The following is a 14,437-nucleotide window of genomic DNA, read 5'->3' as shown; positions in this document are numbered from 1 at the left end:
TCTACGATTGGGGCGGCGGCCTGATCTGGGCGGCGCTACCGCCGAAGGCTGACGCGCATGCCCCGGCGGTGCGCGCGCGCGCGGCCGCGGTCGGAGGGCACGCTATGCTGATCCGGGCGGCCGAAGATGTCAGGCGGGATGTCGACGTATTCCATCCGCAAGCACCGGGTATTGCGGCGCTGAGCGAGCGGGTGCGCGCCAGTTTCGATCCAAAGACCGTTCTCAACCGGGGACGCTTGAGGCGGGGCGTTGGAGCATGAAGACCGAATTCTCACTGGCCCAGCTCGCCGATCCCGATATCGCGGAAGCCGACAAGATCCTGCGCGCCTGCGTCCATTGCGGCTTCTGCACGGCGACCTGTCCGACCTATGTGCTGCTCGGCGACGAACTCGATAGCCCGCGCGGCCGCATCTACCTGATCAAGGAGATGCTGGAGAAGGACCAGACGCCGACGGCCGAGGTGGTCAAGCATGTCGACCGCTGCCTGTCGTGCCTGGCCTGCATGACGACCTGCCCCTCGGGGGTGAACTACATGCACCTCGTCGACCAGGCCCGGGTCAGGATCGAGCAACGCTATCAGCGGCCGCTCACCGAGCGGCTGCTGCGCCAGGTGCTGGCCTTCGTCCTGCCGGACCCGCAGCGCTTCCGCATCAGCATGGTGCTGGCGCGGCTGGCCCGTCCGCTTGCCGTGTTCCTGCCGACCCCGCGGCCCTCGGCGACGCCCGGCCTGATCCAGCGTCTCAAGGCGATGCTGGCGCTGGCACCCAACCGGCTGCCGCCGCGGGGTGCGCTGCCGGGTAGCGTGTTCGCGGCCCTCGGCAAGAAGCGCGGCCGGGTCGCGCTGCTGCAAGGCTGCGCCCAGCAGGTGCTGGCGCCGCGTATCAACCAGGCCGCGATCAGTCTTCTCACCCGCCACGGCGTCGAGGTTGTCCTGGTTCGGGACGAACAGTGCTGCGGCGCGCTGACCCATCATCTCGGCAACGACGCTGATGCCTTGGCGCGGGCGCGCGCCAACGTCGCGGCGTGGCGGAAGGAAGCGGCCGGCGAGGGGCTCGACGCCATCCTGGTGACCACGTCCGGCTGCGGCACGGTGATCAAGGACTACGGCTATCTGCTGCGCGAGGACAAAGCCTTCGCCGCCGATGCGGCGCAAATGTCCGCGCTCGCCAAGGACATCACCGAATACATCGCCGGTCTCGGACTCGAACCGACCGCGCGACATGACGACATCGTCGTCGCCTATCACTCAGCATGTTCGTTGCAGCACGGACAGAAAATCACGACGCTTCCGAAAGAATTGCTTTCCAAGAATGGATTCGTGGTGAAAGATGTGCCCGAGAGCCATTTGTGTTGCGGTTCGGCGGGGACCTACAACATTCTCCAGCCCGAGCTTGCGGGCCGGTTGCGCGATCGCAAGGTCGCCAACATCGCGAGCGTCAAGCCGGACATGATTGCCGCGGGCAATATCGGCTGCATGGTGCAGATTGCCAGTGGCACTTCAGTTCCGGTCGTACACACGATTGAGCTTCTCGATTGGGCTACGGGCGGGTCGCGGCCGGCACTGAATGCGCAGGTTTGAGCTTTCAGAGCCTGAACTTTCCTCCCGAGGTGACGACTGAAGGCGCCCGATCGACCATTGTTTGGCGGCAACAGGAGGACCACGATGGCGAAAGCGAAGAAGAAGAAAAGCAAGAAGGCCAAAAAGGCGAAGAAGGCCGTAGCGGCCAAGAAGACCGCGAAGAAGGCGACGAAGAAGGCAGCCAAGAAGTCCGCGAAGAAGTCTGCCAAGAAGTCGACCAAGAAAACTGCAAAGAAGGCCACCCCGAAGAAGGCCACCCCGAAGAAGACGGCAAAGAAGGCGGCGGCCAAGAAGGCTGCACCGAAGAAGGCCGCGAAGAAAGCGGCACCGAAGAAGGCGAAGGCAGCTCCCGCGCCGAAGCCGTCAGCGCCGGCGGCAACTCCGGCTCCCGAGCCGGCGGCCGAGACAAGTTGGGCGATGCCTTCGTCTTCTGCGGAAGCGGCGCCGGCCGAGGGGCAAGGCTAGGTCCCCGTCCAGCGCCCGCGCTCGTCAACCGGAAGGCCGCGGCGGCGACGCTGCGGCCTTTTTGCATCGCCACAGGCACCTCTGGACGCTGCCCCTTTCCACGCCCGGCTGATTCGTAGCGCGGCTGCCACGGCTACCCGCCGCCCCGTACTTGCACGGTCTCTCCGTGCACTTTGGAATGCAAATAATGTGATCGAGAAGACACACAGGCCGACAACCTTTCGTGGAATCGCCAAAACGCCTAAAAAGTCGGCAGATGCCCGTGATTTTTGCTTCACGGCCCCCATCCCTCAATCCAGATTGTCGCAGTAACGCAATTTTGCACGTAGGTCGTTCGCCCCGGGGGGCTTCCGGGATCCGACTGGGTAAAAACTGGTGATGGGGATCGAAATGAAAAAAGTGGCTTTGTTGGCAACGGCGCTGGCAATGGTGACGACGGGTTCGGCTTTCGCGGCGGATATGGCTGTGAAGGCCAGGAAGGCCCCGCCGGTGGTTGCCTTCGATCCCTGGGATATCGCCTTCGGCGGCGCGATCATGAGCAATTACGTCTTCCGCGGTATCACCCAGTCGAACAACAAGCCGTCGGTCGCTGCCTATTTCGAGCCGCGCTACAACGTCACCAAGGACCTTCAGCTCTATGTCGGCGTCGCCGGTGAGAGCATCTCCTTCCCGAACCGCGCCGCGGCCGAGATCGACATCTACGGCGGTATCCGCCCGACCTTCGGCGCGTTCGCGTTCGACATCGGCGTCTGGGGTTACCTGTATCCGGGTGGGACCTGCTACTACGGCGCGGCGGCCGACACCGCCGGCAACCCGCTCAGCGCAGAGTGCGCCACCAACTTCCTGCCGAACGGCAACGTCATGAAGAGGGATGTCAGCTTCTTCGAAGTCTACGGCAAGGTGAATTACACGATCAACGACAACTGGAGCGTCGGCCTCAACGAGTACTATTCGCCGAACTTCCTTAACACCGGCGCTTGGGGCAACTACACCTCGATCACGGGCAAGTGGACCGCGCCCAGCACAACGTTTGGCTCAAGCGGCGTCGGAATGTACGTGTCGGGTGAATTCGGCCGCCAGTGGTTCGGCACCTCCGACTCGTTCTACGGCACCGGCATCCCCAGCCCGCTGGGCGGCGGTCCGTTCCCGAACGGCATCAAATATGCCGACTACAACACCTGGAACCTCGGCGTCGGCTTCACCTACAAGGTGATGACGCTGGATCTCCGTTATTCCGACACCGATCTGTCGAAGGCGAACTGCAACGCCTTCACCAGCGACAACACCTCCACCTTCAACAACAGCTTCAGCAGCATCAATCCCTCGGGCGTCGGCTCCAAGTGGTGCGGCGCGACCGGCATCGCCAAGCTCTCGTTCGACCTGACGGCGATGACCAACCTGAAGTAAGTTCCTCCCGGGACGGCTTTCTAAGGGGCGGCAGAGCAATCTGCCGCCCTTTTGCTTTTCTCGACGCCGTCATGGCCGGGTCAAGCCCGGGCATGACGAGTGTACGGGAGTGAGGGCTCGAACTCGATGGCCAGCGGCCACACGGCGCTCGCCTCAGCGCGCCGCCGTCGGCTCCCGGGCCGGCTCGCCGGTTTTGCCGAGGACGTGAATCTCGCCGTCCTCCACCAGCGTCACCTTGCGAGTATGGAAAACGTCCAGGGTCGAGCGGTGGCCGATCGAGACGATGGTGGCCTGTGGCAGCTTCTCCGTCAGCAGCCGATAGAGCCGGTCCTCGGACGGCTCGTCCAGCGAGGCGGTCGCCTCATCGAGGAACAGATAATCCGGCACGTGCAGCAGCGCGCGGGCAAGCCCAAGGCGTTGCTGTTCGCCGAGCGACAATGTCCGGTTCCAGTGACCGTCCTCGTTGAGCCGGTCGGCCAGCTGCTTCATGCCGACTGCAATCACGGCATCGCGGATCTTCTCGGCCGGGATGGAGCCGTGCTCGGCAGGGTAGATGACGGCGTCGCCCAGCGGGCCGATCGGGAAATACGGCCGCTGCGGCAGCATCATCAGCTTCGACGTCGCGGGGATAGCGATCGTGCCGGTGCCGAACGGCCAGATGCCGGCAATGGCCCGGAACAGGGTCGACTTGCCGGAGCCCGACGCGCCGGTCACCAGCACCCGCTCCGACGGCTGGATCGTGAAGGCATCGGCTGCGACCAGAGGTGTGCCGTTCGGCAGCCTGACGAGCAATTGCTCGAGCGCGATGGCCTTGCCCTTCGATGGCGTGACGTCGATGGTCGGCTCCAGCGCCGCGCCTCGGGCGGAGGAGCTGACCGACATCTCGAAGCCGTCGAGGCGGGCGATCACCGAGCGCCACTCGGCGAGCGAGCGATAGGCGGTGACGAAGAAGGACAGAGCGTCCTGCACGCTGCCGAACGCCGAGCCGGTCTGCATCATGTCGCCGAGCTGGATCCGCTTGGCGAAGTAGGCCGGCGCCACCACTACATAGGGAAAGATCGTTGCGGCCTGACCGTAGCTGGCCGTGAACGCGGTCAGGCGCTTGGTCCGGCTCATGATCTCGTACCAATTGCCGATGACGAAGCCGAAGCGCCGCAGGAGATGCCCGCGCTCCGCGTTCTCACCCTTCAACAGGGCGATCTGCTCGGAATTTTCGCGCACGCGGATCAGGTTGAAGCGGAAGTCGGCCTCAAAGCGCTGCTGCTCGAAATTGAGATTGATGAGCGGTGCGCCGATCCAATGGGTCAGCGCGGTACCCGCAATCGCATAGGCCACCGCACACCAGACCAGGAAACCGGGGATGACGATGTCGGTGCCGTAAATGTACAAGGGCGCCTTGTAGGACAGTCCCCAGAGGATGACGACGAAGGAGGCCAGCGTCACGACCGAGGACAGCAGGCCAAGGCCGATCGACAGTGTCTGCTCGACGAAGGTCTTGACGTCTTCGGTGATGCGCTGGTCCGGATTGTCGGCGGCGTCGCCCTTGAGCTGCATGCGGTAATGGGTGGCGCCGTCGAGCCATTCGCCGAGATAATGTCGCGTCAGCCATTGCCGCCAGCGGATCTGCAGCCACTGGTTCAGATAGAGCTTGTAGACGGCGAGCGCGACGAAGGTGAAGGCGAGGCCGAGGAAGATCCAAACCTCCTTGACGAACTCGGGGAGGTCATAGGCCTGCAGCGCGCTGTAGAACCGGTTCTGCCATTGATTGAGCAGCACGTTGATCGCGACCAGCACCAGCTCCATCGCGATGACGACGGCGAGCAGGCCGCGGCCAACCCATTTGTCCTCGGACCGGAAATAGGGAGCGGCGATTCGCCAGACGATCGCGAGCGTGGCGCTGATGTTCTTCACAGAGCGGGGTCTCCTAGGGGGATGTGCACAACCACCCGGAGCCAAGGACTTGAGACCATGGCGGAAATGGGCGCGCTTAGACTAAAGTCGCGAGTTCTGCAATTTGCGTTGGCTTGTCGCAGCTTGCAACCCTAGCATGGGGCTCGACGGCGCGGGGTGGGGTGACCTGGGATTTCGCGAGCTTGTGAGCGGACGGGAACCGCTGCAATCGCGAGGAATTCGTGTCCATCTCGGGGGTTATCGCTTCCAGCGTCAAGCAGGTCCGGCTGTCCACGCGGGCCGCCTGCAGCAACATGCGTGGGGGAGGAAGACCATGTGGAATCAAGTCTATGATCCGCTGCACAGCCCGGTGCTGTCGACGATCGCGGCGGCGGTGCCGGTCGTCACGCTGCTGGTCCTGATCGCCAGCGGCCGCGTCCAGGCGCATATCGCGGCTATTATCGCCGTGATCGTGGCCAATCTGATCACGATCTTCGTCTTCACCATGCCGGCGAACATGTCGATCCGCGCCTCGGTGCTGGGCATCGTCACCGGCTTCTTCCCCATCGGCTGGATCGTGCTCAACGTCATCTTCCTCTACCAGGTGACGGTGAGCACGGGACGCTTCGAATTGCTCAAGCGCGCCATCGGCGGCGTCACTGAGGATCGGCGGCTGCAATTGCTGCTGATCGCGTTTTCCTTCGGCGCGTTCTTCGAGGGCGCCTCGGGCTTCGGCACGCCGGTCGCCATCACCGGTGCCGTGCTGATCGGCCTCGGCTTCTCGCCGCTCGCCGCCTCCGGCCTGTCGCTGATCGCCAACACCGCGCCCGTCGCCTACGGCGCGCTGGGCACGCCGATCCAGGGTCTCGCCTCGGTCACCGGGCTCGATCCCTACATCCTCGGCGCCATGGTCGGCCGGCAATTGCCGTTCTTCTCGCTGATCGTGCCGTTCTGGGTGGTGTGGGCGTTCGCGGGCTGGAAAGGCATGAAGGATGTCTGGCCGGCGATCCTCGTCACCGGCATCTCGTTCGCTGTTCCGCAATTCGTGATCTCGAACTTCATCAATCCCTGGATCGTCGACATCGGTGCGTCGCTGATCTCGATGGGCGCGTTGATCCTGTTCCTGAAGGTCTGGCAGCCGAAGCAGCTCTGGCTGTCGCCGGCGCTGCGCGGCCGCGATGAATCGGCAGCCACGATGGCGGCGGCCAAGCCGCTCGACAAGACGCCACTGACGCAGAGCGAGCTGTTCAGCGCGTTGCTGCCGTGGATCGTCGTCTGCATCGTGATGCTGGTCTGGGGCAATGGCGGCTTCAAGACTTGGGCGAATTCGATTTTCGTCTGGAACTATCCCGTTCCCGAGCTGCACCAGATGATCAACAAGATGCCGCCGGTGGCGGCCAAGCCGACGCCTGAGGGAGCGGTGTTCGGCTTCACCTATCTGTCGTTCACCGGCACGGGCATGCTGATCGCGGCGATCATCTCCGGTGTCCTGATGGGCGTCGGTCCCGGCAGGCTCCTGACCGAGTACGGCCGCACCATCCGGCTGTGCGCGATCTCGCTGATCACGATCTCGGCGATGCTGGCGATCGGCACGCTGACCCGGCTCTCCGGCGTCGACGCCACGCTTGGCCTCGCCTTCGCCGCCACCGGCGTGCTCTATCCCTTCTTCGGCACGCTGCTCGGCTGGTTGGGCGTGGCGCTGACGGGATCGGACACGGCGTCCAACGTGCTGTTCGGCAATCTGCAGAAGATCACGTCCGAGCAGCTCGGTCTGTCGCCGGTCCTGATGGCCGCGGCGAACTCGTCCGGCGGCGTGATGGGCAAGATGATCGACGCGCAGTCGATCGTGGTCGCCTCCACGGCCACCAACTGGTACGGCCACGAGGGCACGATCCTGCGCTTCGTGTTCTGGCACTCGATCGTGCTGGCCTGTCTCGTCGGTGTGCTCGTGACGTTGCAGGCCTATGTCTGGCCGTTCACGGCGCTGGTCCTGAAGTAGCAGGCCACGCCCCGATTCGACGCAAATCCCCGCGAGGTTCGCCCTCGCGGGGATTTTTGCATCCGGGTTGCGCGAACCTTCTCAATGGCGCCGCCGTCTTATAGAAGGTGCCGCAAATCACGTCGGACGAGAGGTTTCATGGTTTCGCTCAAGCATTTGGTGTGTGTGGCGGTTGCAATGCTCGCGATGTCGACGCTCGCGCGTGCCGAGGACGGTTTTCCGTTCGGCACCGAGATGACGCTGGAAGCACTGCCGCAACCCGGCTCCAAGCGGATTCCGAACATCGAGATCGGCGACCATGGCGAGGTCTTGCTGGAGCTCTGGTGCAAGGGCGGCAAGGGCCAGTTTTCCGTCGCCGGCAACACCGTGATCTTCGTTCCCGGCCAGATCCAGGATCGTAATTGCCCGCCTGCACGCGCGCAGGCCGACGACGAGTTCGTCGCGGCGCTCTCCAGTGTCGAGACCTGGAAGCGCCAGGGCGACGTGCTGACGCTGATCGGCCCGAAGCCGTTGCGGTTCCGGACGACGGGGAATTAGGGCTCTCGCGAACGTTGCTCTCGTGTCCCGGACAAGGCGCAGCGCGCAAGCGATGCGCCGCAGAGCCGGGACCCAGCCTTTCATCCGCGACTTTGCTTGTGGCTCTGGGCCCCGGCTCAGCAGCGCATCACTGAAGTGCTGCACTGCGTCCGGGGCACGATAGCGCCACCTATTTCCACACCGACTTGTCGGCGTCCCAGCGCTGGCCTTTCAGCTCCCTGGTGAGCGCCTCGACCGAACCGTTGTCGTCGGGCTGGTCGCCTTCCTCGTCGACCGAGGCGTCGTCGGAGAGATTGAGCTTGGCGCCGCTGCTCTCATCAGTGGTCGTCGTCGCTGGGCTGCCGATCCAGAGCATGAGCTTGTCGGTGGTGCCGGGCTTGTCGGGCGAGACGAGCCCTGCGACCTCGATCGTGTCGGTCAGCTCGAGCGCCGGAAAATCAGGGTTCGGCCGCTTGAAGACCAGCTTCAGCTTGCCCGTGGCGGGATTGAAGCTTTGCGAGACCGGCTTTGCCGCGAGGGTTCGGCTCAGGACGTTCGCGACGGTGGTCGCCAGCTTGGTGCGGTTGATCTTGTCGCCCTCGCGCCAATCGGCCGCGGCGAAGCGGATGGTGCGGTCCATCTCGGTCATGCCGGCGGTCCAGCCGGCGGCGGTGACGCCCGGCATCGCCTTGAATTTCGCCAGCAGCGCGCCGGCGCGCTCGGGATCGACCGACATGTTGATGGTCTGCTCGCCGGCGCGCAGCGCGTCGCAGCCGACGGTGAGGCTCGCCAGCGTCACCTCGACCTCCTGACCCTTCAGGCTCTTCAGGAAGTCCGTCGCAGCATCCAGCTTGACCTTGACCGCGATCGCCTCCGGCGAGACGTCGGTGAAGTCCTTCGGCTGCGGCGTGATGCCGTCGTCGGAGGTCTGGTTGTCCTGAAATTCCTTCTCGCTGAGATCGGAATTGTCGGGCGAAGTGACCTCGGTCACCACCTGGCCGATGCTGATCTGGCCGCGGAATTCGAAGGTATCCCCGCTCTGCTTGCGCAGCAGCTTGACGCTGACGGGCGCCTTCTCGCTCATGCTCTGCGTGGTGCCGGTCAGGTTCTGGCCTGCGACCTGGAGATTGACGACGAAGCGATCCTTGCGGTCGGAATTCTTCGCGACGGGATAGCAGACGTCGAGCACGGCCGCCGTGACCGTCTTGCCCTGGCGGGTCTCCTTGAGGATCACGTCGGCATTGCCGTCCATCAGCCCGTCGATCGAGGTGAAATAGCGCGTCTCCACGCCGCCGGGCGCCGTGGCCTTGGGCGACAGCTTCATCTGGGCGGAGGCGACCTCGGGCGCAACTGCAAGCAGAGCGGCCAAAACGACTGTCGGACAAACCAGAAGCGCGCGCATCGACGAAATCCCTCGAGCAAAAGAATCGGCGCCACCGTAGTGGGTTTTGGCCGTCGGTTGAATCGGAAAGCTGAAGGCAGGGTCGGCAAAAAAGAAGGCCGCCCGGAGGCGGCCTTCGTGATCGTGTGAGGTGAAGTTGGGCTCAGAAGCCACCCATGCCGCCGCCGGCGGGCATCGCGGGCGGAGCTTCCTTCTTCGGCGACTCGGCGACCATGGCCTCGGTGGTCACCAGCAGGCCGGCGATCGAGGCGGCGTCCTGCAGCGCGGTGCGCACCACCTTGGCGGGGTCGATGATGCCCTTCTCGACCATGTCGACATAGTCCTCGTTCTGGGCGTCGAAGCCGAAGGTCTCGGACTTGTTCTCCAGGATCTTGCCGACCACGATCGAGCCTTCCACGCCGGCGTTCTCGGAGATCTGGCGGATCGGAGCTTCCAGCGCCTTGAGCACGATGTTGATGCCGGCCTGGACGTCGGGATTGGCGTTGGTGAGACGGCCGACCGCCTTCTTGGCGCGGAGCAGCGCGACGCCGCCGCCGGGGACGATGCCTTCCTGCACCGCGGCGCGGGTGGCGTTGAGGGCGTCCTCGACGCGGTCCTTCTTCTCCTTGACCTCGATCTCGGTCGCGCCGCCGACGCGGATCACCGCGACGCCGCCGGCGAGCTTGGCGAGGCGCTCCTGGAGCTTCTCACGGTCGTAGTCCGAGGTGGTTTCCTCGATCTGGGCCTTGATCTGGCCGACGCGGGCCTCGATCTCCGGCTTCTTGCCGGCACCCTTGACGATCGTGGTGTTCTCCTTGTCGATCACGACCTTGCCGGCGCGGCCCAGCATCTTCACCGTGACGTTCTCGAGCTTCATGCCGAGATCCTCGGAGATCAACTGGCCGCCGGTGAGGATCGCGAGGTCCTCGAGCATGGCCTTGCGGCGATCGCCGAAGCCCGGCGCCTTCACGGCCGCGACCTTGAGGCCGCCGCGCAGACGGTTGACGACCAGGGTGGCCAGCGCCTCGCCCTCGACGTCCTCCGCGATGATGACGAGCGGCTTGCCCGACTGCACCACGGCTTCCAGCACCGGCAGCATGGCCTGCAGGCCCGAGAGCTTCTTCTCGTGCAGCAGGATGTAGGCGTCCTCGAGCTCGGCGGTCATCTTCTCGGGGTTGGTGACGAAGTAGGGGCTGAGATAGCCGCGGTCGAACTTCATGCCCTCGACGATGTCGACCTCGGTGTCGAGCGATTTGTTCTCCTCGACGGTGATGACGCCCTCGTTGCCGACCTTCTGCATCGCCTGGGCGATCATCTTGCCGATGGCGGCATCGCCGTTGGCCGAGATGGTGCCGACCTGGGCGACCTCGGAGGAGGCGGCGACCGGCTTGGCGCGCTTCTCGATGTCCTTGATGACGGCGGCCACCGCGCTGTCGATGCCGCGCTTGAGGTCCATCGGGTTCATGCCGGCGGCAACCGCCTTGGCGCCTTCGCGCACGATGGCCTGGGCCAGCACGGTCGCGGTGGTGGTGCCGTCGCCGGCGAGGTCGTTGGTCTTGGAGGCGACCTCACGCACCATCTGGGCGCCCATGTTCTCGAACTTGTCCTCGAGCTCGATCTCCTTGGCGACGGTGACGCCGTCCTTGGTGATGCGGGGCGCGCCGAAGCTCTTCTCGATGACGACGTTGCGGCCCTTCGGGCCGAGCGTCACCTTGACGGCGTTGGCGAGAATGTCGACGCCGCGCAGCATGCGATCGCGCGCGTCTCCGGAAAACTTGACGTCCTTGGCAGTCATTTCTGCAGTCCCTCGTGTTTCGTAATGTGTATGCCGCGCTCTCTCCGTCATTGCCGGGCTCGACCCGCCTGCGCGGCCGAAGCCGCTTCGGCGTGGCGTAGGCCCGGCAATCCATCTTCACTCAAAGAATGATGGATGCCCGGGGCAGGGCCCGGGCATGACGACGAAACATTCAGCGGCCGTTCAGGCGGATGGCCTTAGGCCAGAACGCCCATGATGTCCGACTCCTTCATGATCAGGAGATCTTCGTTGTCGATCTTGACCTCGGTGCCCGACCACTTGCCGAACAGCACGCGGTCGCCGATCTTGAGGTCGATCGGGGTCAGCTTGCCGGCCTCGTCGCGGCCACCGGGGCCGACGGCGACGACTTCGCCCTGGGACGGCTTTTCCTTGGCGGTGTCCGGAATGATGATGCCGCCCTTGGTCTTTTCCTCGGCGTCGATACGTTTGACCACGACACGGTCATGCAGCGGACGAAATTTGGATTTAGCCATGACGTTTCCCTTTGGAGGCTCGCTTCGGAAGGTGTGGAAGTGGGTGGGGCGGCGCTTCCGTCCAACCCCTCTCCCGAGGATCGAACGGCGCGCTTAGCAATCGGGCTTTCCGAGTGCTAATAGTGGGCCCGGAAATATGGCTTGGCCGCGATCCTGTCAAGCAAAGGTGGTTAAGCGATTGGTGAGGCGGATATAGGATGGTGGCATTGGAAACTTGTTCGGGGCTAAGGCGTATCAAAGGACGTCATTGCTCCGGCAGCTTTTTTGCGCTTGGCTGCGGGAGGGGTGCGGCCATGGTCTTGCTCGGGGGAATGCCATGATCAGTTCAGCTCACGCGCGCACGGTTGCCAATCTGGCGGCCGCCTCTTGTCTGGCGCTGCTGCTGGGCGCCTGCGGCGGCGGCATGAGCCTGCCGTCGTTCTCGTCGTCCTCGCCGCCGCCCGATGCCGAGCCGGGCGTTGCTCCGGAAATGCCTGCGACCATTCGTGCCGACGAGATCGTCGGCCGTTGGGGTCTGGCCTCGTTCCAGAACCCGGCCGACCGCGCCCGCACCGAGGCTGCCGCCCGGGCCCAGTGCAAGAACCCTTACGTCATCACCGCCGGCTCCTCCGGCGGCGTGATCATGCATCTGGCCGACCAGGCGACACCCCAGGAGCTGCGGCTGAAGGGCTCGCCCAGCGGCAAGAATTACATCGGACCGGCAGGTCCCACCCCCGGCGAGCAGGACCGTGAGATCGTCTCCTTCGACGGCCGCGTCCTGATTACCCGTTTCATCGACAAAGACGCCGCCACCCGCTACGGCAACATGGTCTACGTCCGCTGCGCGCCAAGGGCGTGAGGCGACGGCGCGACTTTCCTTCTCCGCAAGGGGAGAAGGAAGCGAGCCCGGGCGTTCTCTAAAAACGAAAAACGCCGGCTCTCGCCGGCGTTTTGTTTTTCTGTCGGTCCGCGTCCGTTCAGTCGAACAGCGCGTCGATGTCGTCCTGCGAGGCGTGGCCGACGTCGCCGGCGAGCTTGGGGCCGTTGAGAAGCTTGTCGTCCTCGCTGCGATTGTCGACCTGCGGAACGACGTGGGCCTTGATCGCGTCGACGCCGCCCCAGATGTCCATCATCGAGTTGATGTGCTGCTCGATGAACTTCATCGTGGTCATGACCTTGCTGATGCGCTGGCCGGTCAGGTCCTGGAAGTTGCAGGCCTCGAAGATCGAGATGACGCGTTCCTGGATGTCGTCGGCGAGCCGCTTCTGCTGGTCGACCGAGTCCACCTTGGACATTGCGCTGGCGGCCTGGTCGATCGATTCCGCGGCTTCGAGGATCTGTTGGGTCGCCTGCTCGGTGCCGCCGACCACCGCGCCGAGCTCGCCATTGACCTTGGCCATTTCGCCGCCGTCGAAGCTCTTGCCGTGCAGTGTCGCGATCTCGCGCTTGGTGCGGTCGATGGCGTCGTGGATGAGGTCGAGCTCGACCTTCAGCTTTTCGCACTGTTCGATCTGGGCCCGATAGGTTTCGAGCATCGTGCGGGCCTCGGCGAGCTCGTGGGCGGTGGAGGCGTCGATCGCCGCCATGGCTGCGCTGCCGGACAACGGCGCTGGCACGCTGCCCTTCGCCATCTGTGCACGGATCGCGCGCAGCTCCGCCATGATCTCGCTGTGCATCGGCATTGCCTCTTCAGTTACGTCAAAATTCGGCATCTCGCCGCCACCAGCGATATCCTCGACGCGAAAACGTTTGCGGTGAACAGCCATCAGGATACTCCCCCCACCTCACTCACGCGTCTTTGTAGGCAGAAGCGATTTAACACGAAGTTCACAGCAGGAACTGTTGTGCTGCGTCGCGCGACGGCATGAAAACCGGCGATTAACCATGGCCGCGCCGCGTTCATCGAAAATAAACGCTGATCGCCAAATTGCCCCTCGGTTGACGACGTGGTGAATCCAAACGCCCGATACGTTTACCAAACGCAACGGCTTTTGCTTTTTATTGACCACGTCGAGGGGCGCTGACCAGCCATCAGCTCTCCACGGCGCGTGTGATCTAGACGAAACAGTACAGAGTACGTCGATGTTCAAGAAAATGTCTGTTGCGCTGCTCGGCAGCGCTTGCACCTTCATTGCCGGCGCAAACAATGCCAGCGCCTTCGACAATTCGGTGCCGAACGATCCGCCCGCGGTGCTCTACCAGCCGCGAGTGCCGCCGGCGCCGGTCCGCGTCGCCTCCAATGCCAACATGGGCGGCGGCTTCATCGAGTTCCTGTTCGGCGACGGTCCCGGCCGCGGTCCGGCTTACGCGCCGGAGCAGCCCGTGTATCAGCAGCAGCCGGCTTATTACGATCAGCGCCGCCTGCCGCCGATGGGCGAGCCGCAGATGCAGGGTGGATATCAGCAAGGCACGCTCCAGCAGGAGGCGGCCGACCCCCGGCAGCGTCAGTTCGATCCGAGGTTCGAGAAACAATCTGTTGACTATAGCGGCAAGGAAAGTGCCGGCACGATCGTGGTCGATACGCCGAACAAGTTCCTCTATCTCGTCGAAGGCAACGGCAAGGCGATGCGCTACGGCATCGGCGTCGGACGTCCCGGCTTCACCTGGTCCGGCGTAAAGTCGATCACGGCCAAGCGCGAATGGCCGGACTGGACGCCGCCGGCGGAAATGATCGCGCGCCGCCCCGATCTGCCCCGGCACATGGAAGGCGGCCCGGAAAATCCGCTCGGTGCCCGCGCGATGTATCTGGGCTCGACGCTCTACCGCATCCACGGCTCCAACGAGCCCTGGACCATCGGCACCAACGTCTCCTCCGGTTGCATCCGCATGCGCAACGAGGACGTCATCGACCTCTACGGCCGCGTCAATGTCGGCACCAAGGTCGTCGTGATGTAGCCGAGCGCTCGCTGCTCACGAAAACGGCCGCCTCCTG

General features: G+C 64.3%; 12 protein-coding genes and 1 pseudogene. 8 read left to right on the top strand and 5 right to left on the bottom strand.

Features of this window, described 5'->3' with window-relative positions; all coding sequences use genetic code 11:
• The 4 genes and pseudogenes from SE92_RS37010 to SE92_RS18980 form a co-directional block, all read left to right on the top strand.
• Nucleotides 1–260: pseudogene (locus SE92_RS37010) on the top strand (2-hydroxy-acid oxidase); the annotation flags it as partial.
• Complete coding sequence (gene glcF / locus SE92_RS18990) at nucleotides 257–1,579, top strand: glycolate oxidase subunit GlcF (RefSeq protein WP_063197411.1); 1,323 nt, start codon at nucleotides 257–259, stop codon at nucleotides 1,577–1,579. The pseudogene SE92_RS37010 and the gene glcF, both read left to right, overlap by 4 nt.
• 84 nt (nucleotides 1,580–1,663) lie before the next feature.
• Nucleotides 1,664–2,044 carry a hypothetical protein gene (locus SE92_RS37160; RefSeq protein WP_063197409.1) on the top strand — a complete coding sequence of 127 codons (381 nt, stop codon included), beginning with the start codon at nucleotides 1,664–1,666 and terminating at the stop codon, nucleotides 2,042–2,044.
• Between the two features lie 390 nt (nucleotides 2,045–2,434).
• Complete coding sequence (locus SE92_RS18980; protein WP_063203627.1) at nucleotides 2,435–3,451, top strand: TorF family putative porin; 1,017 nt, start codon at nucleotides 2,435–2,437, stop codon at nucleotides 3,449–3,451.
• Between the two features lie 153 nt (nucleotides 3,452–3,604).
• On the opposite strand, the gene SE92_RS18975 is transcribed toward SE92_RS18980, so the two are convergent.
• Entirely contained in the window at nucleotides 3,605–5,362 is a 1,758-nt protein-coding gene (locus tag SE92_RS18975; RefSeq protein ID WP_063197407.1) for an ABC transporter ATP-binding protein/permease, read from the bottom strand.
• Nucleotides 5,363–5,675: 313 nt separating this feature from the next.
• On the opposite strand from SE92_RS18975, the gene SE92_RS18965 reads away from it, so the two are divergent.
• Together SE92_RS18965 and SE92_RS18960 are read left to right on the top strand one after the other, a co-directional pair.
• Nucleotides 5,676–7,340 carry an L-lactate permease gene (locus SE92_RS18965; RefSeq protein ID WP_063197403.1) on the top strand — a complete coding sequence of 555 codons (1,665 nt, stop codon included), beginning with the start codon at nucleotides 5,676–5,678 and terminating at the stop codon, nucleotides 7,338–7,340.
• Nucleotides 7,341–7,478: 138 nt separating this feature from the next.
• Entirely contained in the window at nucleotides 7,479–7,877 is a 399-nt protein-coding gene (locus SE92_RS18960; RefSeq protein WP_063197401.1) for an META domain-containing protein, read from the top strand.
• Between the two features lie 169 nt (nucleotides 7,878–8,046).
• Here SE92_RS18960 and SE92_RS18955 read toward each other — a convergent pair whose 3' ends face one another.
• From SE92_RS18955 to SE92_RS18945, 3 genes are all read right to left on the bottom strand, one after another.
• A complete protein-coding gene (locus SE92_RS18955) occupies nucleotides 8,047–9,258 on the bottom strand; it encodes a hypothetical protein (RefSeq protein ID WP_063197399.1) in 1,212 nt (403 codons plus the stop codon).
• Nucleotides 9,259–9,400: 142 nt separating this feature from the next.
• A complete protein-coding gene (gene groL / locus SE92_RS18950; protein ID WP_063197397.1) occupies nucleotides 9,401–11,032 on the bottom strand; it encodes a chaperonin GroEL in 1,632 nt (543 codons plus the stop codon).
• 197 nt (nucleotides 11,033–11,229) lie between these two features.
• On the bottom strand, nucleotides 11,230–11,526 hold the full coding sequence (locus tag SE92_RS18945) for a co-chaperone GroES (RefSeq protein ID WP_063197395.1): 297 nt from the start codon (nucleotides 11,524–11,526) through the stop codon (nucleotides 11,230–11,232).
• A 316-nt stretch (nucleotides 11,527–11,842) separates the two neighbouring features.
• Between SE92_RS18945 and SE92_RS18940 the strand changes: the two genes are divergently transcribed.
• On the top strand, nucleotides 11,843–12,364 hold the full coding sequence (locus SE92_RS18940) for a hypothetical protein (protein WP_063197393.1): 522 nt from the start codon (nucleotides 11,843–11,845) through the stop codon (nucleotides 12,362–12,364).
• Between the two features lie 118 nt (nucleotides 12,365–12,482).
• Here the strand turns inward: SE92_RS18940 and SE92_RS18935 are convergent, their stop codons facing one another.
• Nucleotides 12,483–13,271 (bottom strand): protein phosphatase CheZ, encoded by a 789-nt coding sequence (locus SE92_RS18935; protein WP_063197391.1) that lies wholly within the window; start codon nucleotides 13,269–13,271, stop codon nucleotides 12,483–12,485.
• Between the two features lie 316 nt (nucleotides 13,272–13,587).
• Here SE92_RS18935 and SE92_RS18930 point away from each other — a divergent pair, with 316 nt between their 5' ends.
• Complete coding sequence (locus tag SE92_RS18930) at nucleotides 13,588–14,400, top strand: L,D-transpeptidase (RefSeq protein ID WP_063197389.1); 813 nt, start codon at nucleotides 13,588–13,590, stop codon at nucleotides 14,398–14,400.
• The last annotated feature ends 37 nt before the right edge of the window (nucleotides 14,401–14,437 follow it).

The sequence above is a fragment of the Bradyrhizobium sp. AT1 genome (assembly GCF_001590795.1).
Lineage (GTDB): Bacteria > Pseudomonadota > Alphaproteobacteria > Rhizobiales > Xanthobacteraceae > Bradyrhizobium.
This window is presented reverse-complemented; position numbering and strand designations above follow the sequence as displayed.

Bases quoted from the DNA above. Each gene is read 5' to 3' on its own strand.
- glcF (WP_063197411.1), top strand. From the start codon at position 257: ATGAAGACCGAATTCTCACTGGCCCAGCTCGCCGATCCCGATATCGCG.
- SE92_RS37160 (WP_063197409.1), top strand. From the start codon at position 1,664: ATGGCGAAAGCGAAGAAGAAGAAAAGCAAGAAGGCCAAAAAGGCGAAG.
- SE92_RS18980 (WP_063203627.1), top strand. From the start codon at position 2,435: ATGAAAAAAGTGGCTTTGTTGGCAACGGCGCTGGCAATGGTGACGACG.
- SE92_RS18965 (WP_063197403.1), top strand. From the start codon at position 5,676: ATGTGGAATCAAGTCTATGATCCGCTGCACAGCCCGGTGCTGTCGACG.
- SE92_RS18960 (WP_063197401.1), top strand. From the start codon at position 7,479: ATGGTTTCGCTCAAGCATTTGGTGTGTGTGGCGGTTGCAATGCTCGCG.
- SE92_RS18955 (WP_063197399.1), bottom strand. From the start codon at position 9,258: ATGCGCGCGCTTCTGGTTTGTCCGACAGTCGTTTTGGCCGCTCTGCTT.
- groL (WP_063197397.1), bottom strand. From the start codon at position 11,032: ATGACTGCCAAGGACGTCAAGTTTTCCGGAGACGCGCGCGATCGCATG.
- SE92_RS18945 (WP_063197395.1), bottom strand. From the start codon at position 11,526: ATGGCTAAATCCAAATTTCGTCCGCTGCATGACCGTGTCGTGGTCAAA.
- SE92_RS18940 (WP_063197393.1), top strand. From the start codon at position 11,843: ATGATCAGTTCAGCTCACGCGCGCACGGTTGCCAATCTGGCGGCCGCC.
- SE92_RS18935 (WP_063197391.1), bottom strand. From the start codon at position 13,271: ATGGCTGTTCACCGCAAACGTTTTCGCGTCGAGGATATCGCTGGTGGC.
- SE92_RS18930 (WP_063197389.1), top strand. From the start codon at position 13,588: ATGTTCAAGAAAATGTCTGTTGCGCTGCTCGGCAGCGCTTGCACCTTC.